The organism is Pseudomonas sp. YuFO20 (assembly GCF_035064975.1).
Classification (GTDB): Bacteria; Pseudomonadota; Gammaproteobacteria; order Pseudomonadales; family Pseudomonadaceae; genus Aquipseudomonas; species Aquipseudomonas putida_AE.
The window spans coordinates 13233-37648 of the sequence record NZ_JAXDEO010000046.1; the positions used below are offsets into that span (position 1 = coordinate 13233).

General features: G+C 58.9%; 26 protein-coding genes. 14 read left to right on the plus strand and 12 right to left on the minus strand.

Features of this window, described 5'->3' with window-relative positions; translation table 11 throughout:
- The first annotated feature begins 51 nt into the window (after nucleotides 1-51).
- The 5 genes from SOP85_RS23050 to SOP85_RS23070 are packed head-to-tail and all read left to right on the plus strand — an operon-like array spanning nucleotide 52 to nucleotide 5699.
- A complete protein-coding gene (locus tag SOP85_RS23050) occupies nucleotides 52-1449 on the plus strand; it encodes a diguanylate cyclase domain-containing protein (RefSeq protein ID WP_323608562.1) in 1398 nt (465 codons plus the stop codon).
- Nucleotides 1446-2774: a glycosyltransferase family 2 protein gene (locus tag SOP85_RS23055; RefSeq protein WP_323628318.1), complete on the plus strand. Its 1329-nt coding sequence runs from the start codon at nucleotides 1446-1448 to the stop codon at nucleotides 2772-2774. Before SOP85_RS23050 ends, SOP85_RS23055 begins: the two co-directional genes overlap by 4 nt.
- Before the next feature lies 1 nt (nucleotide 2775).
- A complete protein-coding gene (locus SOP85_RS23060; protein WP_323628319.1) occupies nucleotides 2776-3618 on the plus strand; it encodes a hypothetical protein in 843 nt (280 codons plus the stop codon).
- Between the two features lie 6 nt (nucleotides 3619-3624).
- Entirely contained in the window at nucleotides 3625-4749 is a 1125-nt protein-coding gene (locus tag SOP85_RS23065) for an HlyD family secretion protein (RefSeq protein WP_274077570.1), read from the plus strand.
- A gap of 2 nt (nucleotides 4750-4751) precedes the next feature.
- Complete coding sequence (locus SOP85_RS23070) at nucleotides 4752-5699, plus strand: NAD-dependent epimerase/dehydratase family protein (protein ID WP_323608564.1); 948 nt, start codon at nucleotides 4752-4754, stop codon at nucleotides 5697-5699.
- On the opposite strand, the gene SOP85_RS23075 is transcribed toward SOP85_RS23070, so the two are convergent.
- Nucleotides 5671-5931: a hypothetical protein gene (locus SOP85_RS23075; RefSeq protein ID WP_323628320.1), complete on the minus strand. Its 261-nt coding sequence runs from the start codon at nucleotides 5929-5931 to the stop codon at nucleotides 5671-5673. The two genes, SOP85_RS23070 and SOP85_RS23075, sit on opposite strands and share 29 nt — an antisense overlap.
- Nucleotides 5932-6368: 437 nt before the next feature.
- On the opposite strand from SOP85_RS23075, the gene SOP85_RS23080 reads away from it, so the two are divergent.
- On the plus strand, nucleotides 6369-7436 hold the full coding sequence (locus SOP85_RS23080; protein WP_323628321.1) for a hypothetical protein: 1068 nt from the start codon (nucleotides 6369-6371) through the stop codon (nucleotides 7434-7436).
- A 16-nt stretch (nucleotides 7437-7452) separates the two neighbouring features.
- Nucleotides 7453-7806, plus strand: a complete 354-nt coding sequence (locus tag SOP85_RS23085; RefSeq protein ID WP_323608568.1) for a DUF1428 domain-containing protein — start codon at nucleotides 7453-7455, stop codon at nucleotides 7804-7806.
- 15 nt (nucleotides 7807-7821) lie between these two features.
- Here the strand turns inward: SOP85_RS23085 and SOP85_RS23090 are convergent, their stop codons facing one another.
- A complete protein-coding gene (locus SOP85_RS23090; RefSeq protein ID WP_274077574.1) occupies nucleotides 7822-8016 on the minus strand; it encodes a hypothetical protein in 195 nt (64 codons plus the stop codon).
- Between the two features lie 75 nt (nucleotides 8017-8091).
- Between SOP85_RS23090 and thpR the strand changes: the two genes are divergently transcribed.
- Complete coding sequence (gene thpR / locus SOP85_RS23095) at nucleotides 8092-8631, plus strand: RNA 2',3'-cyclic phosphodiesterase (RefSeq protein WP_323628322.1); 540 nt, start codon at nucleotides 8092-8094, stop codon at nucleotides 8629-8631.
- 210 nt (nucleotides 8632-8841) lie between these two features.
- On the opposite strand, the gene SOP85_RS23100 is transcribed toward thpR, so the two are convergent.
- From SOP85_RS23100 to SOP85_RS23120, 5 genes are all read right to left on the minus strand, one after another.
- Complete coding sequence (locus tag SOP85_RS23100) at nucleotides 8842-9939, minus strand: polyamine ABC transporter substrate-binding protein (RefSeq protein WP_323628323.1); 1098 nt, start codon at nucleotides 9937-9939, stop codon at nucleotides 8842-8844.
- 53 nt (nucleotides 9940-9992) lie between these two features.
- The gene (locus SOP85_RS23105; RefSeq protein WP_274077577.1) at nucleotides 9993-10877 is read right to left on the minus strand and encodes an ABC transporter permease subunit; all 885 of its coding nucleotides are present in this window, start codon (nucleotides 10875-10877) and stop codon (nucleotides 9993-9995) included.
- Entirely contained in the window at nucleotides 10874-11755 is an 882-nt protein-coding gene (locus tag SOP85_RS23110) for an ABC transporter permease subunit (RefSeq protein WP_274077601.1), read from the minus strand. The genes SOP85_RS23105 and SOP85_RS23110 overlap by 4 nt, the downstream gene beginning before the upstream one ends.
- Before the next feature lie 29 nt (nucleotides 11756-11784).
- Entirely contained in the window at nucleotides 11785-12927 is a 1143-nt protein-coding gene (potA, locus tag SOP85_RS23115) for a polyamine ABC transporter ATP-binding protein (RefSeq protein WP_274077578.1), read from the minus strand.
- Nucleotides 12928-13287: 360 nt separating this feature from the next.
- Nucleotides 13288-14049: a gamma-glutamyl-gamma-aminobutyrate hydrolase family protein gene (locus tag SOP85_RS23120; protein WP_274077579.1), complete on the minus strand. Its 762-nt coding sequence runs from the start codon at nucleotides 14047-14049 to the stop codon at nucleotides 13288-13290.
- Between the two features lie 283 nt (nucleotides 14050-14332).
- Between SOP85_RS23120 and SOP85_RS23125 the strand changes: the two genes are divergently transcribed.
- From SOP85_RS23125 to SOP85_RS23140, 4 genes are all read left to right on the plus strand, one after another.
- Nucleotides 14333-15709 carry a glutamine synthetase family protein gene (locus SOP85_RS23125; protein WP_008063763.1) on the plus strand — a complete coding sequence of 459 codons (1377 nt, stop codon included), beginning with the start codon at nucleotides 14333-14335 and terminating at the stop codon, nucleotides 15707-15709.
- 187 nt (nucleotides 15710-15896) lie between these two features.
- Nucleotides 15897-17387: an aldehyde dehydrogenase gene (locus SOP85_RS23130; protein ID WP_323608573.1), complete on the plus strand. Its 1491-nt coding sequence runs from the start codon at nucleotides 15897-15899 to the stop codon at nucleotides 17385-17387.
- Nucleotides 17388-17439: 52 nt separating this feature from the next.
- Nucleotides 17440-18723, plus strand: coding sequence for an NAD(P)/FAD-dependent oxidoreductase (locus SOP85_RS23135; protein ID WP_274077582.1), 1284 nt, complete (start codon nucleotides 17440-17442; stop codon nucleotides 18721-18723).
- 271 nt (nucleotides 18724-18994) lie between these two features.
- On the plus strand, nucleotides 18995-19543 hold the full coding sequence (locus SOP85_RS23140) for a cupin domain-containing protein (protein WP_007946335.1): 549 nt from the start codon (nucleotides 18995-18997) through the stop codon (nucleotides 19541-19543).
- 79 nt (nucleotides 19544-19622) lie between these two features.
- Here the strand turns inward: SOP85_RS23140 and SOP85_RS23145 are convergent, their stop codons facing one another.
- The 5 genes from SOP85_RS23145 to SOP85_RS23165 form a co-directional block, all read right to left on the minus strand.
- A complete protein-coding gene (locus SOP85_RS23145; protein WP_274077583.1) occupies nucleotides 19623-20048 on the minus strand; it encodes a hypothetical protein in 426 nt (141 codons plus the stop codon).
- A gap of 128 nt (nucleotides 20049-20176) precedes the next feature.
- The gene (locus SOP85_RS23150; protein ID WP_274077584.1) at nucleotides 20177-20395 is read right to left on the minus strand and encodes a PLD nuclease N-terminal domain-containing protein; all 219 of its coding nucleotides are present in this window, start codon (nucleotides 20393-20395) and stop codon (nucleotides 20177-20179) included.
- Nucleotides 20396-20580: 185 nt separating this feature from the next.
- Nucleotides 20581-21150: a DUF4276 family protein gene (locus SOP85_RS23155; protein WP_323628324.1), complete on the minus strand. Its 570-nt coding sequence runs from the start codon at nucleotides 21148-21150 to the stop codon at nucleotides 20581-20583.
- Nucleotides 21144-22259 carry an AAA family ATPase gene (locus SOP85_RS23160; protein WP_323628325.1) on the minus strand — a complete coding sequence of 372 codons (1116 nt, stop codon included), beginning with the start codon at nucleotides 22257-22259 and terminating at the stop codon, nucleotides 21144-21146. The genes SOP85_RS23155 and SOP85_RS23160 overlap by 7 nt, the downstream gene beginning before the upstream one ends.
- Nucleotides 22260-22565: 306 nt before the next feature.
- Nucleotides 22566-22859: a fructose-bisphosphate aldolase gene (locus SOP85_RS23165; RefSeq protein ID WP_323628326.1), complete on the minus strand. Its 294-nt coding sequence runs from the start codon at nucleotides 22857-22859 to the stop codon at nucleotides 22566-22568.
- A 417-nt stretch (nucleotides 22860-23276) separates the two neighbouring features.
- Between SOP85_RS23165 and SOP85_RS23170 the strand changes: the two genes are divergently transcribed.
- Both SOP85_RS23170 and SOP85_RS23175 read left to right on the plus strand, forming a co-directional pair.
- Nucleotides 23277-23408, plus strand: coding sequence for a hypothetical protein (locus SOP85_RS23170; RefSeq protein ID WP_323628328.1), 132 nt, complete (start codon nucleotides 23277-23279; stop codon nucleotides 23406-23408).
- Complete coding sequence (locus SOP85_RS23175; RefSeq protein ID WP_323628329.1) at nucleotides 23409-24248, plus strand: IS110 family transposase; 840 nt, start codon at nucleotides 23409-23411, stop codon at nucleotides 24246-24248.
- Nucleotides 24249-24416: the final 168 nt, after the last annotated feature.

Here is a 24416-nt window from a genome sequence, read left to right on the forward strand (position 1 = left end):
GTTCCTACCTCCAATTAACCCGCACTTGTCTGATTGTAGAGGACGTGCGTCATGCCGACTTCAAATCCTCGGGTTGCGATATTCGGTAATAGAGTTCCGAGCCTGAATCTTCCAGCGCTTGAGCACTTTACCGACTTGGGCAGCCTGTTGGCTGCCGATGCATTTGATGTGATGCTGCTTGACATGCCAGGTGCGTATGCCGGCAAAGTCCTTCGCAAACTGCGCTCACTTCCCTCTTACCGCTACACGCTCATCTACTGCTGTCGTGATCAGGATGGCTGGTGCGAAGCCTTGGGCGATGGCGCGTGCCCTGTGGAAACCAGCGAAATCATAAGGCTCTGGGGCGTATGGCAGGATCGCTTCGGACTGTTCAATCATGGATCCGCACCGGAACGTTTTGAAAGCCGCGTGCTTTCCTGGCTGTGGTTGCGCGACGGCGCCCAGGTGCTGGCCCTGCGCGATCCGGAGGTGCCTCAGCACTATCGCTATCCATTGCTGGACGTGCTGGCCGATAGCGAGCAGGTCAACGCGTTTGTCTGGCTCAGCCTGATGGTGCAGCAGGACTGGCTGGAGGAGGGGGTCCTGATCGACCGCGTCCGCCTCTGTTCCGATTGTGGTTCGGGACGGCTCAATTACATCGATGTGTGTACCGAATGCCATAGCCTGGACATCGCACGGCAACCGTCACTGCACTGTTTTACCTGTGGTCATGTCGGGGCGCAGGAGTCATTTCTCAAGGATGGGGTGTTGCTGTGCCCCAACTGCCTGAATCGGCTGCGCCACATTGGCAGTGATTACGACCGCCCGATGGAGAATTATCGCTGTCGCTCGTGCCAGGCGTTTTTTGTCGATGCCGAGGTGCAGGCGCGTTGCCTGGATTGCGGCCTGTCGCACACGCCCGACAAGTTGCGCATACGCGAAGTCAGGGATTTCCGCCTGTCCGAGGCCGGGCGTTTCCGTTGCCGGCAGGAGTTCAGTGAAAGAGCGGTGCAGCACTTCGGTCAGCTCAATCTGTTGGGTGGCAAGAATTTTTATGATCTGCTGACCTGGCAAATGCAGATAGTGCGCCGCCATCCGGTGCCTGAGTTTTCCCTGATCGGCCTGCGCTTCGTCAACCTCGCCGGTACGTTGTCGCACCTGGGTGAACAGCGCGGGCATGCCTTCGTTGATAGCGTGGCCGATCGCTTGAAGGAGTCCGTCAGGGAAACGGACCGCTGTTCTCGCAGTACCGAAGAGTTCTTCTGGATCATGCTTCCCCATACCGACGAGAAAGGCCTGGAAATCGTCAAGCAGCGCCTGGGCCGGGTCGCCGAATTGTTTTCGGCGCCGGAGGTCAGCGACGTTACCTTGCGTGTCATCGGCATCACCGCCCCCCAGGATCTACTGGATCAGGAAGATGGCGAGCTGTTACTGGCGCGCCTGGCCGGTGAGATGGGTGATACCCCATGAGCCCTTTCCTCGAGCAACTGTTGAACGCACTCAGCGCGCTCGCGGGTCCGGATGGCATGAGCCGCCTGTTCTACATGCTATTTCCGGCGTTCCTGATGTTCGAGTTGCCGATGATGATCATGGTGATGCTGGGCGTGTTGCGCTGGTTCACCCGTCGGCGCACCAGCGTGCCGAAGATCAGTGTTTATTGCCCGAAGGTCTCTTGCATCATTACCTGCTACAGCGAAGGCATGGACGTCCAGACCACGCTGTTGAGCCTGTGCGAACAAACCTATGGCGGCCACATCGAGATGATTCCGGTGGTGGACGGCGCCACGGTCAACCAGGCGACGCTCAGCGCCGTGCGCAGTTTCAATGTGGACCCGCAGTTGTACCCCAAGCGACATTTACGGCCGATCGCCAAATGGCAGCGGGGCGGAAGGGTGTCGTCCCTCAACGCCGGCCTGTCGCTGGCCGGCGGTGAAATCGTCATGGCGCTCGATGGTGATACATCCTTCGACAACAACATGGTCGCCTCCATCGTACGGCACTTCGAGGACCCCTCGGTACCTGCGGTCGCCGGTAGCCTGCGGGTGCGCAATGTCTGGGGCTCGTGGGTGACGGCGATGCAGGCGCTGGAGTACCTGCTGTCGATCCACATGTCGAAGATCGGCCTGGCGGAATGGAACCTGGTCAACAACGTCTCCGGCGCCTTTGGCGCATTTCGCCGCAGTTTCCTGGTGAAAATCGGTGGCTGGAACACCCACACCGCTGAAGACCTGGACCTGACATTGCGTATCAAGAGCTACTTCAAAAGACATGACCTGAGGATTCCATTCGAGCCCGAAGCGGTAGGGCACACCGATGCCCCGGCGACGCTCAGCCAGTTCCTGATGCAGCGCCTGCGCTGGGATGGCGACCTGTTTTTCCTCTACATCCGAAAGCACAACCACAACATCAGCCCCACGTTACTGGGCTGGCGCACCTTCCTGATGATCCTGCTCACGGGATTCTTCTTTCAGTTGGTTCTGCCGTTCATCATCTTCATCTACACCTTGCTGGCCCTGTTCATTCTGCCGGGCAAGACGCTGTTGTTTCTGTTTGCGCTGATCTACCTGCTGTACCTGACAATCACCCTGGTGATGTTCTTGGCCATGTTGGTGATGGTCTCCGACCGGCCCCGACAAGACATGGTGCTGGGCTTGCTGGTGCCTTTCTTCCCGCTGTTCATGCTGCTCCTGCGGTGCTGGAGCGTCGTGGCCATGCTTAACGAGATGTTCCGTCGCGGCCATGAAGAAAGCTCGATGGCACCCTGGTGGGTACTCAAGCGCGCCACGAGGTTCTGACATGCGATCGATACTTCTGGCGGTGACGCTATGGATGCCCTTTGTGATGCTGGCGGTACACCCCATGATGCTTGAAGCGGCGCCAGCGCAAAAGTGGTCCCAGGCCAGCTATGTGTGGGACAGCGAGGCGTTGCTCGATCCAGGGCAGCGTGCTGCTGAACTGACGGCGCTGCGCAAGGCCGGGATGGAAAAGATCTACCTGGGCCTCAAGGGCGCACAGGTCAAGGACCTGGCCACCACGCGCGAACGCCTGGAGCAATTGCTGCAGGACGCGGCCAGGCAGGGTCTGCAAGTGGGTCTGCTGCTGGGCGATCCTGAATGGTTGAAACCGCAGGAACGCCATCAGCTCACCGATTTGCTGGGCAAATTCCAAGGGCTTGCATTCAGCAGCCTGCACCTCGACCTGGAAGTCGAACAGCTGGGCGTACCGGTGCCCGACCAGCGTTTGCAGGACTTGCTCGACACCTTGCATGCGGCGTCTCGAGCGAGCCCCTGGCCGGTCGAGATTTCCAGCCATCATCGCTGGTTCGCCGAGCCCAAACCCGGACAAACCTGTGTGCCCTGCGGGCTGCCCGATGCTGGCGTGCGCCAGGTCAGCCTGATGATTTATACCCGCAACCCGAAAAACAGCGCACGCATGGCAGAGCAGATCGCCCAGCGCTGGCCCGATCTGCAATTTCGCCTTGCCCAAAGCACGGAGCCACAACTGGATGCCACGGAGTCCTGGGCCGGCGCGTCGACCGAGCAGTTGCAACACCAGAGCAGTGCCTGGCGTGAACAACTGCAACCCCTGGGGATTGCCGGCATCGACTGGCAAGCCTGGCGAGACTTTCCAAAACGGTGAGCCGTCATGAAGATTCGTTTCGATAGTCGTAAAGAATTGAGTCCCACTCAGGAACAGGGTTTGACCGTGCTCTACGCGCCGGGCAAACGCATGGCCTTTCGCGTGCGCTGGTATCTGATCCTGCTGCTGGTCGCCAGCCCGTTGATCTGGCTGGGGGGCAAGCTGGCCTACGGCATGCTGATGATCGACGCGCCGGCGCAGTTGCGCCTGCCGATTCTCGAGGTGCGCGCGCGCGATACCGGTCGGGTCGAGCAATTGTTCGTCAAGGCCGGTGATCAGGTCCGGACCGACCAGCCTTTGGTCAATCTCGACAATCCGGAATGGCGAGCACGGTTATCGCAACTGGCGGCCATGCCGACCCAGACCAGCCCTGCGCGCAACAACAAATTGGGTGGCAACGAACGGCAGTTGCTCAAGACTCGCATCGGCAGGGCGCAGGAAAGGGTGGGCGTGCTTGAAAGTCTGGTTGCAAGAGGGGCGGTGTCGCCTGGCGAGGTACTGACGGCGAAGTCCGAGCTCGACAGTTTCAGGGCGGATCTGCTGGCGTTCGAGCGCCGTGAGCAACTGGCCAATCAGCCGACGTTGAGCGTTGAGCGCGATGTCGTGCAACAACAGGCTGAACAACAGTGGCTGAAAACCCGACTGGCTGCGCTGCCGATCAACGCCGCGCAAAGCGGACGCATTGCCGAGGTACTGGTCAATCCTGGCGAAAACGTCGGTGCCGGCACCTTGCTGATGCGCATCGAGCGCCTGGAAGACCCCTTGCTGTGGATCTACCTGGAGCCGTTGAACATCAGCTACGCCGCGATTGGCCAGCCGCTGCGGGTGCGCATGCCGGACGGCGAGTGGTTGAGCGCCCACGTGGTCCAGGCGGTCGACAGCGCCGGCCGTACGCCGACGGTGTTGCGCGGGCCGTTCGCTGCCAGCGAAATGGGCTTGCAGGTCGCCGCCCGGTTCGACCGGCCGCTGCCACCGCGCTGGCGAATCGATCAACTGCCGTTGAACGTCCGTTTCCCCACTGACTGGCCACAACTGCTCAGTGACAGCCGTGAGTTCATCGATCAAATAGGGGAGTTCATCGCCATGGATCGAACTCCCGACACCAAAAACAGCGTATCGGAGGCTCAATAATGATGACTGCTGAGCGAATCCTGGTCACCGGTGGCGCCGGCTTCATCGGCTCGCACCTTGTCGAAGCCCTGCTCGAACACGGTTACAGCGTGCGAGTCCTGGACGATCTTTCCAGCGGTAAATTATCCAACCTGCCGATTGATCGATGCCATCTGACGTTGGTTGTGGGGGACGTCGCCGACGCGCCGACGGTCGCGCGGGCGATGAAAGACTGCACCGCGGTGGTCCATCTGGCGGCGGTGGCCTCGGTGCAGGCCTCGGTCGACGATCCGATCGCCACTCACCAAAGCAACTTCATCGGTACGTTGAATATTTGTGAAGCCATGCGCCAGGCGGGGGTAAGGCGAGTCGTTTATGCCTCCAGTGCGGCGATCTACGGCAACAACGGCGAAGGCACCGCGATCAGCGAAGACACGCCAAAAAATCCCCTGACGCCCTATGCCGCCGACAAGCTCGCCAGCGAACACTTCCTTGATTTCTATCGTCGCCAGCACGGACTGGAACCGGTCATCCTGCGCTTTTTCAATATCTACGGACCGCGCCAAGACCCTTCGTCGCCTTACTCCGGCGTCATCAGTATTTTCAGCGAGCGAGCACAAAAAAAACTCCCCATCACGGTTTACGGTGATGGAGAGCAAACAAGGGATTTTGTCTACGTCGATGACCTGGTCAAGATCCTGGTACAGGCGGTCGCTGAAGCCAAACCACGTATGGAACCGGTCAATGTCGGGTTCAACCGCTCCACCAGCGTCAACGATCTGGCGACGATGCTGAGCGAACTGCTGGGATGGCCGCTGGCGCTGACCTACGATGCGCCCCGATCCGGTGACATCCGGCATTCGCGTGCCGAGAACAGCCGTTTGCTGGCACATTTTTCGTTGGAGAAGCCGACCTGTTTTGCAGAGGGCCTGGGTCAGTTGCTCAGAAGTATTGATGCCGGCGGGCGCTAGAGACGGCTTCGGTCTCCAGCAAATGCTCAGCCAGTACATCGTTGAGAAAGCGGAACTGATCGTTGAGCCCGACCACTTCGTTGCTGAAGTGATGACCGGCTGCCGGAATCAGCAGCGCCTCGAATTTTTCGTCGAACATCAGGGTCAATACTTTACGAGACTCGAATTGTTGCGAGTAGTAGTTGGTGCCGAATACCGGGAAGCTCACGGCCAGGGTGACGGTGGTGATCATGACGTGCGCTCCTCGGAGAGTAAGAACCAGCCGAATACGCTCAACGTGAAGGCCGTCAGGGCCAGGCAGGTCAGGAGATGGATCAGCATGGTTCGACCCTCCGCTACAGGGTTTGGTGTTGGGTTGGAATTGATCCTACGCTGACGGTCGGTGGGCGGAAGGCAATCGTGGCGATGGTGAATATCGATGGGAGTGATGGTCGGAACTTGTGGGTGTTCCTGATGGCCCCTTCGCGAGCAAGCCCGCTCCCACAGTGGATCGGGTTGGACACAATTTTTGTGAACACCCATACCCCCTGTGGGAGCGGGCTTGCTCGCGAAGGCGGCCTCAAGAGCACTATCGATTCTGAGCGGACAACCACCGCCACCTATACTCAAACCAGGGGCCTTTGAACGCCGAACCTCCCGTTCGGCTCACATTTTCAGGAAACCGCGATCTTGAACCTGCGTTCGCTGATCGTCGCCGTGCTGGTGGTGTTGGCGGGATGCGCCACGGCCCCGCCTGCCCCGGTGGAAGTGCCGCAGATCATGGTGTCTCCCAGCACCTGGCAGCAGGTGGACCGGGAGATTGTCGATGCGTCGCAATCGGCCACCGATCAGGCAAAAATCTACGCCCGCGGGGCCATGGATTACTGGCGCACGCGGGTCTATCAACTGACCGAAGAAAACTTCATTCCCTGGTTCAGCAGTTACTGGACCCAGGAATGGCTGTCGATGAAGGTCAGCTGGTACTCCATCAGTAGTTCCAGGGACGAGCAAAACGCCTCGGAAAAACGCCTGGCGGCCTACCTGCTGGAGAAGTACCAGGAAAAAGTGCTGGCCCCGGCGGCGCTCGAGGTCGACCCGGACGCGATCCTCACCCTGGCAGCAGCGTTCTACGTGGACATTCTCAAGGAAGAACTGCAGAAGATTTCCCAGCGCCATGGCGTGCCGATGGCCCAGCTCAATGGTCGCGTGCGGAAAATTCCGGCGATTGCCCTCGGACCGCCATCCGCCAGGGACGCCTCGCTGTTCCAGGTGGTGCACACTGAACAGCTGGCCACGTTGCCGGCGTACGCCGCGCTGGTCGACAAGGTGCACAAGGCCGGTGGCGACAAGGGCGTCGGCTCGACCGACACGGCCATGGCCCCGGTGGCCAAGCGTGCCAGTAAACGCATTGAAGCCGAGATGGCTCCGCGCGGGGCGGCCAGTGCGGTAGCGGCGGCCGCTGGGAAACTCGCCGGTGCGTTGATCTCCGTCGGCGTGGCGGGCGTACGGGCGATCATCCAGGCCAACGACCGGCCCGACAGCGAAGCGTTGATTCGCAGCAGCCTGGGTAACACGTTCGACAAGGCCTGGACCAAGCTGCTGCAGAACCCAACCACCGGTGTCATGGCGAGCACCCTGTACATGGCCTCACAGATAGAAGGGAACCTGGCGCAGAGCGCGCAACCGTCGGTCGGTCCGGATGGGGGATCTGTCGATTGGAGTCCGACCCAGTCGACTAACCAGCAGCTCAACCCATGACCCTAGGAGAACGCTCATGTCTTATGTCGATGGCTTTGTCATTGCAGTACCCACCGCCAACCGCGAAAAATTCAGGCAGCACGCCGACATGGCCGCTGCCATTTTCATCGAGAACGGCGCGCTCAGCCTCGCCGAATGCTGGGGCGACGACGTCCCCGACGGCAAGGTGACCTCGTTTCCCATGGCGGTGAAACTCAAGGAGGATGAAACCGTGGTATTTTCCTGGATCGTTTGGCCGGACAAGGCCACCCGTGACGCCGGGATGGCGAAACTGATGACCGATCCGCGGGTGCAACCGGACGTCAATCCGATGCCGTTCGATGGTCAAAGGATGATTTTCGGCGGGTTTGAAATGATCGTGAAGGCTTGAACCGGTACCGTCGGGTCACTCCGCCGCAGGGGTGATCCGGCAGCTCTTGCGGTTGCGGATTTCGTGATCGCTCGGGCGCTCGCGGATGAACTCGAAACGCGGCTCGCCTTCGCTGTAATGCACCAGCCAGCCCCAATCCAGTTCCATTTCGTCCTGGCCAGGCTCTGGCGGCGCGGCCCACCAAGGTTCCTTGCTGAGGATCTGGCGCATACTTGCCTCCGGTTGATTTCGCTTGCATCAACTATAACTGGCATGCCGGCAGACGCCAGAAACGAGAGACCCCGCATGAATGACGACACCCACGAACCTTTCAAACGGCTGTTTTTCGCGCTGGACTGCGCACCGGCACTGCGCAAGGCCATCGGCCAATGGCGCAGTGCCTTGCACCTGCGCAGCGGGCGCCCGGTGCCGGTGGAGAATTTTCACCTGACCCTGAAGTTTCTCGGGGCGGTAGGGATCGCGCAGATTGCCGACATCTGCAGCGCAGCCGCGTCGGTGCGCACGCCGGGGGAACGCCTGACCGTGGAATTGGATCGCCTGGATGTCTGGCGCAGGGCAGGGGTCCTGGTGCTGGCACCCGAGCAGGCATCGCCGGCGCTGTTGCGGCTGGTGTATGACCTGGAGCAGGCCTTGTTGCCGTTTGGCCTGGAAGATGCCCCCCGGGAATTCCGCCCGCATTTGACCCTGGCACGTGACTACCGGGCGCCGGTGCCGGAGTCCGCTACGCCACCCGAATTTTTCCTGCGTGCCGAGCGCTTCACCTTGTTCGAATCCCACAAGGGCCGCTATCGGCCATTGGCCCAGTGGCCGTTGAGCGGTGCCTGAGCCAAAACAAAAAAGGCGCCCGAGGGCGCCAAACTTCACCTTAACCGAGGAGCCAGGTGAGTGATGCAGCGGTGGTAAGGCGCTGCATGAATATAAAAAATGTACGCAACCCCCTGTAGGAGCTGCCGCAGGCTGCGATCTTTTGATCTTGATCTTGAAAAAGCAAAGATCAAAAGATCGCAGCCTGCGGCAGCTCCTACCAGAGCAGAATTACTTACCCAACTTCACCTTGGTCCAACCCCGGGTCATGATCCGCTGCACCGCAATCGGCTGGTCAGGAACGGCATACAAGGTCGCCATCACCGCTTCCGGCGGATACGAGCCCGGTTCGTTGCGAATCGCCTCGTCCACCAAAGGCGTCGCCGCCGAGTTGGCGTTGCTGTAGCCGATGTTGTTGGTGATCTCGGCGATAATGTCCGGGCGCATCAGGAAGTTCATGAACTGGTAGGCGTTGTCGACGTTGGCGGCATCGCGCGGGATGGCGACCATGTCATAGAAGCTGCCGGCGCCTTCCTGCGGGATGCTGTAGTCGATCTTCACCTTGTCCCCGGCTTCCTCGGCGCGGGCCTTGGCCTGCAGCACGTCACCGGAATAACCGACGGCTACGCAGATGTTGCCGTTGGCCAGGTCCGAGATGTACTTCGAGGAATGGAAATACGCCACCGACGGGCGGATTTTCATGAACAGCGCTTCGGCTTCGGCGATGTGCGCCTTGTCCTGATCATTCACCGGGTAGCCCAGGTAGTGCAGGGCGGCCGGGATCATCTCGGTGGGCGAATCGAGGAAACTGATGCCGCAGGCCTTGAGCTTTTCCGCGTTTTCCGGCTTGAACAGCAGGTCCCAGGAGTTGGTCGGGGCGTTGGCGCCGAGCACTTCCTTGACCTTCTGCGGGTTGAAGCCGATGCCGATCGAGCCCCACATGTACGGGAAGGCGTGGGCGTTATCCGGGTCGCTGGCGGAGGCGTTTTTCAGCAGCACCGGATTGAGGTTTTTCCAGTTCGGCAGCTTCGACTTGTCCAGTTCCTGGTAGACCCCGGCCTTGATCTGCTTGGCCAGGAAGCTGTTGGACGGCACGACCAGGTCGTAGCCGGACTTGCCCGCCAGCAGGCGGGCCTCCAGGGTTTCGTTGCTGTCGAACACATCGTAGGTCACTTGGATCCCGGTCTCGTCTTCGAACTTCTTGACGGTGTCCGGGGCAATGTAATCCGACCAGTTATAGACGCGCAGAACCTTGTCATTGGCCTGGGCGCCCGAGGCGATCGCGCCCAATAAGGACAGTGTCAGCAGAGTCCTGCCAAACATTTTCATCGGTACAACTCCATTCTTTTTATTCAAACGCAAAATCTGTGAAACGCGACGGCCTATGCCGTCGCTTCTACCATTTGCTTTTTCGGTTGTTGCCAGGATTCGCTCGCCGTCTGGTCCATCGCTTCCTGGATCGCCCGCTTGCGGCTGGCTTCGGCACGGCGGCTGAAGTACCAGACCATGAAGGTCACGATCGACACGGCCAACAGGATCAGGCTGGCCACGGCGTTGATCTCCGGTTTCACGCCCAGTCGCACCGCCGAGAACACTTCCATCGGCAGGGTGGTGGAGCCCGGGCCCGAGACGAAGCTCGCCAGCACCAGGTCATCCAGCGACAGGGCGAACGACATCATGCCGCCGGCCGCCAGTGATGGCGCGATCATCGGGATGGTGATCAGGAAAAACACCTTGAACGGCTTGGCACCCAGGTCCATGGCCGCTTCTTCGATGGACAGGTCCAGCTCGCGAAGGCGGGCGGAGACTACCACCGCAACGTAGGCGGCACAAAACGTGGTGTGGGCGATCCAGATCGTGACGATGCCACGCTCCATCGGCCAGCCAATCATCTGCGCCATGGCCACGAACAGCAGCAACAGCGACAGACCGGTGATCACTTCCGGCATCACCAGCGGCGCGGTCACCAGGCCGCCGAACAGCGTGCGGCCCTTGAAGCGGGTGACGCGCGTCAGCACGAACGCGGCCAGCGTGCCCAGTGCGACGGCGGCAATCGCGGTGTAGCAGGCGATCTCCAGGGAACGCAGCACCGAGCCCATCAGTTGCGAGTTGTCGAGCAGGCCGGCGTACCACTTGAACGACCAGCCACCCCACACCGTCACCAGCTTCGAGGCGTTGAACGAGTAGATCACCAGGATCAGCATCGGCAGGTAGATAAACGACAGGCCGAAAATCAGCATGAACTTTGAAAATCCGAAGCGTTTCATCCCCGTGCCTCCATCTCTTTGGCTTGACTGCGGTTGAACAGCAGGATCGGCACAATCAGGATCAACAGCATCACCACCGCCAGGGCGGACGCCACCGGCCAGTCGCGGTTGTTGAAGAACTCCTGCCACAGCACGCGGCCGATCATCAGGGTCTCGGGACCGCCCAACAGCTCCGGAATCACGAACTCACCCACCACCGGAATAAACACCAGCATGCAGCCTGCGATGATGCCGTTCTTGGCCAGCGGCACGGTGATTTTCCAGAAGTTGTTGAAGTTGCTCGAGCCCAGGTCGGACGCGGCTTCCAGCAGGCTGCCATCGTGCTTGACCAGGTTGGCGTACAGCGGCAGCACCATGAACGGCAGATACGCATAGACCACGCCGATATAAACAGCGGTGTTGGTGTTGAGGATCTCGATCGGGTGCGAAGTCAGCCCGGTCCACATCAGGAAACCATTGAGCAAGCCGTTGTTGCTGAGGATGCCCATCCACGCGTAAACGCGGATCAGGATTGCGGTCCAGGTCGGCATCATGATCAACAGCAGCAGGACGTTTTGCGCTTCCTTGCTGGTCTTGGTGATGGCGTAGGCCATCGGAAAACCGATCACCAGGCACATCAGCGTGCTGAGCAATGCAACCTTCAACGAACCGAGGTAAGCCGACAGGTACAACTCGTCTTCGCCCAGCAAGGTGTAGTTGCCGATGTTGAGCAACAGGTTGAATTTCTGCTCGGCGTAGGTGTAGATCTCCGAGTAGGGCGGAATGGCCAGGGCCGCTTCCGAGAAGCTGATCTTCATCACCAGGAAGAACGGCAACAGGAAGAACAGGCACAGCCACAGGAACGGAATGCCTATGACCAGTTTTCGTCCGCTGGGCACCAGGCGCAGCAATTGTTGATTGAAGGTTCTCATGCGCGCAGTACCACGCCGCTGTCGTCTTCCCACCACACGTAGACCTGATCGTCCCAGGTCGGACGCGCACCACGGCGCTCGGCGTTGGCCATGAACGATTGCACGACCTTGCCGCCCGGCAGCTTGACGTAGAACACCGAGTGACCGCCGAGGTAGGCGATGTCATGCACCTTGCCGCTGGACCAGTTGTAGCGGGCGTCCGGCTGGGTGGTGCTGACCAGCAGTTTTTCCGGGCGGATGGCGTAGGTGATCGACTTGTCCTGCACTGACGTACTGACGCCATGGCCGACGTAGATCTTCTGCTCCAGGTCCGCGCTGTGAATGATCGCGTGGCCTTCCAGGTCTTCCACCACGGTGCCTTCGAAGGCGTTCACGTTGCCGATGAATTCGCAGACCATGCGGCTGACCGGCGCTTCATAGATGTCCACCGGGCTGCCGATCTGGGCGATCCAGCCCAGGTGCATGATCGCGATGCGCTGGGCCATGGTCATGGCTTCTTCCTGGTCGTGAGTCACCATGACGCAGGTCACGCCGACGCGCTCGATGATCTCGACCAGCTCCAGCTGCATCTGCGAGCGCAGCTTTTTATCCAGCGCGCCCATGGGTTCGTCGAGCAACAGCAGCTTCGGACGCTTGGCCAGGGAGCGGGCCAACGCCACGCGCTGACGCTGGCCGCCGGACAACTGATGGGGTTTGCGCTTGGCGTACTGGGTCATGTGCACCAGGCGCAGCATTTCTTCCACACGGGCGTCGATTTCAGCGGCGGGCAAACGATCCTGCTTGAGGCCGAAGGCGATGTTCTGCGCCACCGTCATGTGCGGGAACAGGGCGTAGGACTGGAACATCATGTTGATCGGCCGCTCGTAGGGCGGCATGTCGGTGATGTCGACGCCGTCGAGCAGGATCCGGCCTTCGGTCGGGCGCTCGAAGCCGGCGAGCATGCGCAGCAGCGTCGATTTGCCGGAACCGGAACCACCGAGCAGGGCAAAGATCTCGCCCTGATGGATTTCCAGGGACACATCGTCCACCGCGGTGGTCTCGTCGAATTTCTTGGTGACGCGGTCGACTTTCACCAACACCTTTTTCGGTGCCTGGTGACCCTCAAGAGCCTTCCTGTAGATGCTGGAGGCGTTTGCCATGTGAAACTCCCAACAGGTTTCAGTCGTCGGGCCAACGCGGCCTGACTTAATAGTTGATTGCAAACCCTTGCAGTAAGGCGCCAATCAGGACGCGGTCTCTGTAGGAGCTGGCTTGCCAGCGAAGGCGGCCTTGCAGTCAACGATGATGTCGGCTGAAAGGGCCTCTTCGCTGGCAAGCCAGCTCCTACAAGGTATTGCGCATGCCTGACGGGCACTCCACTCGGGTTAATTCGGCGCCGCCGTCCTGGCTGCCTGGTAGTGCTTGTTGTTATTGCAGTGTGTTGTTTTCGCGGGCGAGAGGCGCGCAAAAGCCCGCCTGCCCGCTCGCGGGGGCAGTAAATGGTTTGATCGTTTATGGCGTCAGCGCGAGTTACGCAACGCCGCCCGTTGCCGGCACGCGTCGCCAAACGCCTGGAAAATCTTCAGGTAGGGCGGGTTGTCCAGCACCTGCCATTCCGGGTGCCATTGCACACCGAGGGCAAATGCCTTGCTGTTCTCCACCGAGACCGCTTCGATCAAGCCATCCGGCGCGAGTGCTTCGGCGCGCAGGCCGGGAGCGAGTCGGTCGATCCCTTGGCTGTGAATCGAATTGACCTGGAACACCGGCGGCAGATCCAGCGCCTGGAACACACCGCCCGGTTGCACATCGACGGCATGGGCCGGTGCGTATTGCACCGCCAGGTCGGGATGGTTGGCCTCGCGATGATCGAGGAAGCCGGGAAGTTCATGGACCTTCTGATGCAGGCTGCCACCGAACGCCACGTTCATCTCCTGAAAGCCGCGGCAGATGCCGAGCACCGGAACGCCAGCGGCAATGGCTGCGCGAATCAGGGGAAGGGTGGTGCGATCCCGCTGGGGATCGTGTTCCGTGCCGGGAGCGCTGTCGGGGCCTTGATAGTGGAAGGGTTCCACATTCGATGGCGAGCCGGTCAGCAACAGACCGTCGAGCTGCGGTAGCAGATCCTCGATTTCGGTCAGTTCGCCCAGGGAAGGAATGACGACAGGCAGCCCCAGTGCCGCAACGCTGACAGCACGCAAGTACTTGTCGCCGCTGACATGGTAGGGGTGCAGGCCAATCTGTTTGACGCATGCAGTAACACCGATCAATGGCTTGAATGCCATTTTTATCACCTCGAAGTTTCACACTTGAACGAGCTTTTCCGGAGCTTAGCCTTGTTGATTTTAATTAACAACTCTCATGTAAAAAATTCTAAACGCCGCACGCCCGAGGCTGAGGATTTACGCGTGTTCCAGGGATGATCTGGCACTCTCGTGCCTCTGAGAGGCCCGAAAATAAACGTTTAAAGGCAAGGTGTTCGCTATTGACTTCACTTTGCCTTTCGGATTGACTGGCTACGTGAAAGGGCGGTGAACATAATAATTAACAGTAAAAAATAGGTGCATCATGTCGGTCCCTCTGCGTACCGTTCAACTCAACGAAGCAAACGCATTCCTTAAGAAATATCCTGAGGTTTTGTACGTCGACCTTCTGATTGCGGATATGAACGGTGTGGTGCGCGGTAAGCGCATCGAACGCACCAGTCTTCATAAGGTTTACGAGAAAGGCATCAACCTGCCGGCGTCCCTGTTTGCCCTGGACATCAATGGCTCCACGGTGGAAAGCACCGGCCTGGGTCTGGACATCGGCGACTCCGACCGGATCTGCTACCCGATCCCCGGCACCCTGAGCATCGAGCCATGGCAGAAGCGCCCAACCGCGCAACTGCTGATGACCATGCACGAACTCGAAGGCCAGCCATTCTTCGCCGACCCGCGGGAAGTCCTGGCCAACGTGGTGCGCAAGTTCGACGACATGGGCCTGACCATCTGCGCCGCGTTCGAACTGGAGTTCTACCTGATCGACCAGGACAACGTGAACGGTCGTCCGCAATCGCCACGTTCGCCGGTGTCCGGCAAGCGTCCGATGTCGACCCAGGTGTACCTGATCGACGACCTCGACGAGTACGTCGACTGCCTGCAGGACATCCTGGAAGGTGCGAAAGAGCAGGGCATCCCGGCTGACGCCATCGTCAAGGAAAGCGCCCCTGCACAATTCGAAGTCAACCTGCACCACGTGGCCGACCCTATAAAGGCATGCGACTACGCCGTCCTGCTCAAGCGTCTGGTGAAAAACATCGCCTACGACCACGAGATGGACACCACCTTCATGGCCAAGCCGTATCCGGGCCAGGCGGGTAACGGTCTGCACGTGCACATTTCGATTCTCGACAAGGAAGGCAACAACATCTTTGCCAGCGAGGATCCCGAGCAGAACGCCGCGCTGCGTCACGCGATCGGCGGTGTGCTCGAGACCCTGCCGGCGCAGATGGCGTTCCTCTGCCCGAACGTCAACTCCTACCGTCGATTCGGCGCGCAGTTCTACGTGCCGAACTCGCCGAGCTGGGGCGTCGACAACCGTACCGTGGCGGTCCGCGTGCCAACCGGTTCACCGGATGCCGTGCGCATCGAACACCGCGTGGCCGGTGCCGATGCCAACCCGTACCTGTTGATGGCCTCGGTATTGGCCGGCGTGCACCACGGCCTGACCAACCAGATCGAGCCGGGCGCCCCGGTGGAAGGCAACAGCTACGAGCAGAACGAACAGAGCCTGCCGAACAACCTGCGCGATGCCCTGCGCGAGCTGGACGACAGCGAAGTCATGGCCAAATACATCGACCCGATGTACATCGACGTGTTCGTGGCGTGCAAGGAAAGCGAGCTGGCCGAGTTCGAGAACTCCATCTCCGACCTTGAGTACAACTGGTACTTGCATACCGTCTGATTAGTCGGTTCAACACAATCAAATGTGGGAGCGGGCTTGCTCGCGAAAGCGGAGTGTCAGGCGACATCAATATTGGATGTGCCGGCGCCTTCGCGAGCAAGCCCGCTCCCACAGGGATCGCATTTCAAATTTGAATTGGCGGGCGTCGGCCTGACGATCACCTATTCCCCTGCGTCGAGTCACAACCATGACAACTACTCGCAGCGACTGGGAGCAACGCTTCCAGTCCCTGACAATCGAAAGCCGTGCCTTCATTGACGGCCAATACTGCGCAGCCGCCAGCGGCGCGACGTTCGAATGCATCAGCCCGGTAGACGGCCGTTTCCTGGCCAACGTCGCCAGCACCGACGAAGCCGACGCTAACCTGGCCGTCGCCGTCGCCCGCCGCACCTTCGAATCCGGCGTCTGGTCCGGGCTGGCCCCGGCCGAGCGCAAGCGCATCCTGATCCGCTTCGCCGACCTGATCCTGGCCAACCAGGAAGAACTGGCGCTGCTCGAAACCCTCGACATGGGCAAGCCGATCGGCGATTCGCTGGCCATCGACATTCCGGCCACCGCCAATGCGATCCGCTGGACCGCCGAAGCCATCGACAAGATCTACGACGAAGTGGCCGCCACCCCCCACGACCAACTGGGCCTGGTGACGCGCGAAGCGGCCGGCGTAGTAGCGGCCATCGTGCCGTGGAACTTCCCGCTGATCATGGCCAGCTGGAAATTCGCCCCGGCCCTGGCGATGGGCAACTCGTTCATCCTCAAGCCTTCGGAAAAGTCGCCGCTGACAGCCATTCGCATCGCGCAGCTGGCGCTGGATGCGGGCATCCCCAAAGGCGTGTTCAACGTGCTGCCGGGTTTCGGCCACACCGTCGGCAAGGCGCTGGCGTTGCACATGGACGTCGACGTGCTGGCCTTCACCGGCTCCACGGCGATTGCCAAGCAACTGATGATCTATGCCGGGCAAAGCAACATGAAACGCGTCTGGGCTGAAGCCGGTGGCAAGAGCGCCAACGTGGTGTTCGCCGATGCACCGGACTTGCGCGCCGCCGCGCAGGCCGCCGCCGGCGCCATTGCCTTCAACCAGGGCGAAGTCTGCACCGCCGGCTCGCGCCTGCTGGTGGAACGCTCCATCCGCGAGCAGTTCATCCCGCTGCTGGTGGAAGCCCTGCAAGGCTGGAAACCGGGGCACGCGCTCGATCCGGCGACCACCGTCGGCGCGGTGGTGGACCAGCGTCAACTGGACAACGTGCTGCGCTACATCGACATCGGCAAGGAGCAGGGCGCCCGGTTGATCGCGGGCGGCAGCCGCACCCTCGAAGACACCGGCGGCCTCTACGTCGAGCCGGCGATTTTTGACGGCGTGACCAACGCCATGACCATCGCCCAGGAAGAAATTTTCGGCCCGGTGTTGTCGGTGATCACCTTCGACACCCCTGAAGAAGCCTTGGCGATTGCCAACGACAGTATCTACGGACTGGCCGCCGGCGTGTGGACCAGCAACCTGAGCAGGGCCCACACCTTCGCCCGTGGCCTGCGTGCCGGCAGCATCTGGGTCAACCAGTACGACGGCGGCGACATGACCGCGCCGTTCGGCGGGTTCAAGCAGTCGGGCAATGGCCGGGACAAATCGCTGCATGCGTTCGACAAGTACACCGAACTGAAAGCGACCTGGATCAAGCTCTAATAACAATAAAGCGGCGGTCGCCGGCTCTTTGCGGCGGCCATCGGAGAAACTTATGAAACAAGCACATGTAAACAGCTACTACGCCGCCACCCGCAACTTCACCGGCGATTTCCCGGTGCTGGAGGGCGCGGTGGACTGCGACGTCTGCGTGATCGGCGCCGGTTACACCGGCCTGTCCTCGGCACTGTTCCTCGCCGAAGCGGGCTACAGCGTCACCGTGCTCGAAGCCGCCAAAGTCGGCTTCGGCGCCAGCGGTCGCAACGGTGGTCAACTGGTCAACTCTTATAGCCGTGACGTCGACGTCATCGAAGAGCGCTACGGCGACAAGACCGCCGAAGTCCTCGGCAGCATGATTTTCGAAGGCGCCGACATCATCCGTCAGCGCATACAGCACTACGACATCCAGTGCGACTACCGTCCGGGCGGCATATTTGCCGCGATGAACAAGAAGCAGCTCAAGGGCCTGGCCGAACAGAAGAAGGGCTGGGAACGCTACGGCAACAAGAACCTGACCATGCTCGGCAAGGATGACATCAAGCGCGAAGTCGGTTCCGACGCCTACGTCGGCGGCCTGCTGGACATGCAGGGCGGGCATATTCACCCGCTGAACCTGGCGCTGGGCGAGGCTTCGGCGATCATCGGCCTGGGCGGCAAGATCTACGAGCAATCGGCGGCGGTGGAAATCACCTATGGCGAGCCGATCACCGTACGCACCGCCAAAGGCGTGGTGAAGGCCAAGTACCTGCTGATCGCCGGTAACGCCTACCTGCCGCAGGGCCTGGACAACCGCGTGACCAGCAAGAGCATGCCGTGCGGTTCGCAGATTGTCGTCACCGAGCCGTTGTCGGAAAAGCAGGCCCGCAGCCTGATCAAGAACAACTACTGCGTCGAAGACTGCAACTACCTGCTCGACTACTACCGCCTGACCGCCGACAACCGCCTGCTCTACGGCGGTGGCGTGGTCTACGGCGCCCGTGAGCCGGACGACATCGAACAACTGATCCGCCCGAAAATCCTCAAGACCTTCCCGCAGTTGAAGGACGTGAAGATCGACTACCGCTGGACCGGCAATTTCCTGCTGACCATGTCGCGCATGCCGCAATTCGGCCGTATCGAGAAAAACGCCTACTACATGCAGGGCTACAGCGGCCACGGCGTCACCTGTTCGCACCTGGCGGGCAAGCTGATTTCGGAAATGATCCGCGGCGACGCCGAACGCTTCGACGCCTTCGCCTCGCTGCCGCACATGCCGATGATTGGCGGGCGCACCTTCTCGGCGCCTTTGACCGCCCTGGGTGCGGTGTACTACTCGCTGCGCGACCGTTTCGGGATCTAAGCTTTACCTCGCCGGTGGTCAACCCCAGGAAGGCCACCGGCTTTTTACCTGAAACACCACGTTCCCGTGTAGGAGCTGCCGCAGGCTGCGATCTTTTGATCTTGCTTTTCAAGATCAAGATCAAAAGATCGCAGCCTGCGGCAGCTCCTACAGCAACACCCACAAACGTGATTTAATAGCCGCCTTTCACGTTTCCGGGACAGGAAAACGGCGCGATCCACGCCTGCTCTCCACCCCCATTACCCTTGCGTACCAAGCACATAAGGCTGTCATGGACACGGGCTCACGACTCAAATTAGTACGCGAAAGCTACAAACTGTCCCAGCGCGAGCTGGCCCGGCGTAGCGGCGTCACCAATGCCACCATTTCCCTGATCGAGCAGAATCGCGTCAGTCCTTCCGTCAGCTCGCTGAAAAAGCTGCTCGAAGGCATCCCCATGTCCCTGGCCGACTTCTTCACCTTCGATCAACCGCCGCGCGAGCACCAATACGTCTTCCGCGCCAACGAACAGCCCGACCTCGGCCGCCACGGCCTGCGCCTGCTGCTGATCGGCGCGTCCGTGCCAAGCCGGCAGATGCGTCTGCTGCGCGAACAGTACGCACCGGGTGCGAGTTCCGGGGAAGAGCCGATCGTGCATTCGGAAGGCGAGGAGTGCGGTCTGGTCACCCGTGGCACCGTCGAATTGACGGTGGATGGGCAGATCAGTGTGCTCAATGCCGGGGACGGGTATTACTTTCCGACGACGTTGCCGCACAAGTTTCGCAATATCGGCCAGGATGAGGCGGAAATCATCAGCGCCAACACGCCGGCAAACTTCTGATTACGGCGTGACGTGATCCGGCGGCGCATCATCCATGGCGCTTGATAAAAAACCGATGCCCGCTCAGGCATCGGTTTTTTTATTTGGTCTTCCAGTGACCACCGCCCGACTCGCAATCAATCTTGGCTTGGGCGATGTGCTCGGCACCGTAGTAATACGTCGTGACCTGGGCATTGTCGGGAATATTGACCGACTGACTGTTCTTGTCCTTGCTGGTGGAATGAGGGTTGGCCAGGGATTCCTGGGTCAAGGTGGCGATGCAGGTGGCCTGGTAATGATCGTCACAATGTTCGACTTTCTTCTTGGTACTGGTCAGCATCTCCTTGCTCTCGTTGCTGCATGACCAGTCGATGGAATTGACCGGCATGCCTTCGTACTCATAGCAGCTATGACTTTCCACCACGGGAATGGAAGCGCTTTGGGATCGGGTCAGCACGTCGCAACCTTCGGCGTACGCCAGGGCAGGGCACAGGCCAGCGAGCAAAAGCAGCAGTCTAGTGTTCATCGGGATTTCCTCTCCAATGGCGCCTTGTTTGATCCAGGATCAGCGCTGATAAAGTTTCGAAACCCCGATGTGGCCTGTGGTTCCATGCATTTCGCTCAGTCACGAAGCGTTAACGCATTTCCCCAGCCTTATTGTCTGGCCTGTGCTGGATCCGGGTGGTGAGCGATGTGCTTGGGCCCCGCCAGGGCCCACAGTATCAGCCCGATCAGCGGCACAAACACGATCACCACCATCCACACACCTTTGCTGCTCGCTTTGCCTGCGCTTTTGCGCACCCGATTGATGGCCCACAACTCGATCAACAGAAGAACGGCTGCCAATACAATCCACGTCGTTTCGATCTGCATGTAGTCACCTCCTGAATAGTCTTTCCGTTAGGTGGGCAGGTGCACGCAGGGTTCATTTAATTTGCGGTTGCGAAAATGGGAGACGGATAATCAGCGCAGTCAACGTGCTCCCGGGCGCTTAATTTCGGGGAATATTCCACCGCCTTTCCCGGCGGGGATCGGGCGCTGGAACTAAGTCAGGCTGCTCAGCGCTGCGTTGTGAAAAAGTGAACAAGCTCCTGCGCACTTCGACACTGTGGGTGCGATGCAGCTTGACGGATGCTGAAACCGAAGTGCTTGGTCATCTTTTTTGCGAATGCGGTTTTGTTGCCTGGCCCTTGCTTGCCCAGCGCGTTTGATAGTTCTTTCAAACGATCCCATGGCTTGTTGAGTGTCTGCTCAGGTTGCAATTCATTGAAGTCATCAATGCCTAGCCATTTGTTCATTGCGACCGAATCAGCTAGAAACCATCCCTCCAAAGCTTTGACTGCGACGAAAATAATGTTTATCCGTGGATTTGAGATGCGTTCTCGCACCAGATCAACTGACTCTTCGTCTTCGAGATCGGTCAGCACAACGATGACGTCTACCGCCTGCTGATCCAGACGGTTTAGATAAGCATCGATATTTTGCGGCAAGAGGTTACCGCCACCTTTGGCATTGACTACAGGGTTAACCAGCAAAAACTCGTTTTCTTGCAAGAACGCTTGGAAGTCCGCCGATTCGACAACGATTTTTTCGCTATCACCTTCAACGATGAATCCGACTCTCACCATGGCAGACCCCCATCAAAAAGATTGGTAAGCCACGCCGTATCAAGCGGAATGTCTTTTTTATTTACGGACGACTCTGAAGCACGTTTGACTTTGGTCTTGCCATCGTCTTTATTCACCAGCCATAGCTCTTCAAGATCAAGGTTGCGTACCACAGACTCGCTATGAGTGGTGATGAAAACCGGGTGATCAACTGATGCATTTTCACGCATCAACTGTACAAGTTCGCCAATAGCCTTCGGATGAATGCCCCGTTCTGGCTCCTCTATGATTGTTATGCCGGATTTCCCTGCTCGGCTAAGTACAGCAGTCATGATACAGAGAGCATAAATTGTCCCATCTGAAATCAGACGCGCCGGGAAGCGAGCTTTCGTTCCTTCTTCTTTGAAGGTGATGACTGTAGAACCATCCAGTCGCTGTTTCTCGGTGGATACGTTCTCCATCCCGGGAACGATCAATTCGATCCACTCGAGAACCTGTTCTCGAAAGTGCTCGTTCTTCTCCAGAATTGACAGCATGGTGGCCACGTTCCGACCATGACTATCAAGAGTCGTAGCATCTGCTGTCGAACTATCTGGCTCCTTGGCTTCTGTAGGGTTAATTCGAAATACCTGGATGTTGGTAAGCATTCGATATATCGGCGAATTGCCTAGCAACATCAGTGCACTCATGTCCTGTGCATATTTAGGGAAGTGCTGCAGGTTTTCACTGTCAGTCAAGGCGATACGTGTCTGATCGCTGCTCTTGCGGTCAATAACTTGAACACCATTAACCTTTAGGCTTTCAAGTACTCGAGGCTCTCGGTGTATTTCGGATATCGACAGGTTGTAGTCGAATGCCACTTCCTCAAGATTTATTCTGAGGGTGAAGGAAATGGTCGTGCGTTTTTCCTTTCGGTGCTTGAAGCAGTGAATTTGTTGAAATCCACCAAAATCCCGGATTGCCTGAGTGGCGCCGCGCTTTACTACCGCGCCTAAAAAATCGAGCGCATCAGTGATATTGCTCTTGCCAGCACCATTCGAGCCGGCCAGAACCGTAAAGGCTGGTACGTCATTCAGGACAATGTGTGCCGCGCTCTTGAAGCCCGTGATCTCGAGGTATTCAATTTTCATCGCTAATCCTCAGCTTTCCTCTGTCACAGTATTTCCGGCCCAGAAACTCTTGAGGTCAGGTGCCCGAAATCAGTGCTCATGCCGTGTTCTTCTCAATTGCGCCTGATTCTATAGACTATTTGCAGAGTTCGCTCCTTGCCGAATCAGTCAGCCGCTAGTGACAGGCATGTTTCCCGGAAACAAGTAGATTGGATGCCAATTTCCTGCTGCATGTCGTCAACGAATCAAGCCACAATCGCTGTGGGAATCAAGACCACGACAAGAGAAGAACCCGCATTGAAAGCGGGTTCTCGAGCTGAAAATTGATCACTGCACCTTAGGCACCTCAAACCCCCGTTGCTCAATCACCCCAAACACATCCCGCACATCCTGGAGCAGAATCCGGGCGATGTTGGCGACGGTGTTGATGTCGTTTTCGGCGTAGTCGGGCAGGCTGGTGCAGGCCATGAGGTTGATGTACTGGAGGACGGCGTTGAGGCGTTCGCTGACGCAGTTGTGGAGTTCGCGGATTGGGGCCTGGTTGTCGATGAGGAGGACGGGGTAGCTGGTGGCGAATTGCTTCATGGGGATGAAGCGGGGTGGCGGATTATTCATGGTCACAAGTAAATCTTCCTCGTATCTGTAAGAAGAGCTACTCGTATCGATAGGGCTGCGAAACCCTATTGCCCACTTCTGTCAGCGACGGGCCCGAATATAGGCAGTGGTTTTGGTGGCTGCAAATGAGGTGTAGGGCTGGTTTTGGAATTTTAAGGTCAAAAGATCGCAGCCTGCGGCAGCTCCTTGTATCTCGACTATCGCTCCATCAAGAGCGATAGTTCTCGACTGATCATCGAGGGAGGGACCTGGAAGCCGTGCAGCTCCTTAGGCTTTGTGCCTGTGATGTAGATTGTGCTCCAGCCCTCCACACTCACTCATACAGTTCGAACGGTATCTTGGGCCCGTCTCTGGCGAGAGCCCGCATTCACAAGGTTGGACGGAGTGCAGTGATGATCGCAACGGACTAATGGAGGGACGGTCATGTCCAGTTTCGTCGGCGTCGATGTCGCAAAGAACACCTTTGATATTGCTACTCATCTGCCAAATGGCAAACACAAAACCAAGGCCAAACTGGCTAACGATTCAAAGGGTTTCAAAGAGTTCGAGGCCTAGTTGGTAAAACAGGTCGAACCTTCGGCCCTGATCGTGATGGAAGCGACCAGTATCTATCACCTGGAGCTGGCCGAGTTCGTTTACAACAAGGGTTACCGGGTCTGCGTGGTCAATCCGGCCACGACCCACGCCTACGCCGACAGCGAGTTACGTCGGATCAAAACCGATAAAAGCGATGCCAAACTGATCGCTGACTTCGCCCGCGAAAAGAATGAAAGGCTTGCGCTGTGGGCGCCGGAGCCGCTCAAATATCGCCAGCTCAAAGCCCTGGTGCGCCGCCTGGATGATCTCCAGGAGATGGAGCGAATGGAGTGCAATCGTCTGGATGTGTCCGATGAGAAGGTTAAAGCCTCGATCAACTCTGTGCTGCGCCACATCGAAAAAGAGATCGCTGAAACGCACAAGGCAATCAAAAACCACATCGATGACGACCCGGATATGCGCGAGATGCGCGACTTGATCGTGACCATTGACGGTATCGGGGAAAAAACGATTGAGCGGCTGCTGGCCGAACTGGGCGACCTGCGCAAGTACGACGATCCTCGCAAACTAGTCGCTGCTGCCGGACTGAACCCGAAGCTTCACGACTCGGGCAAGCTCAAGGGGCGCACTACGATTTCAAAAATCGGCTCAGTGAGTGTGCGTGCAGGCCTCTACATGCCAGGCCTGGTAGCGTTGCAGCATAACGAGGCGATCAAGGCCATGAAAGACCGCCTGAAGGCCAACGGCAAGGCCCCCAAGCAGATCATCTGTGCGGCGATGCGCAAGCTGCTGCACTTCGTTTACGGCGTGCTCAAGTCGGGCCAACCCTACGACCCGAAACTTGCGCTTGCCCGGTGAGGTTCAAGACGGTATCTACAGGTGCGGGGTGGCACGGTTTTTTGTGGTGAAGGGTCCGGTTTTTTTGGTTGGCGCGGCTCTTCAGGTGTGGAGATAGGGTTTGTCCCAGGAAATGAGGGTGTCGGTACTACAGCCACTTCGCAACCCACCGGCGGACAATTCCCTTGT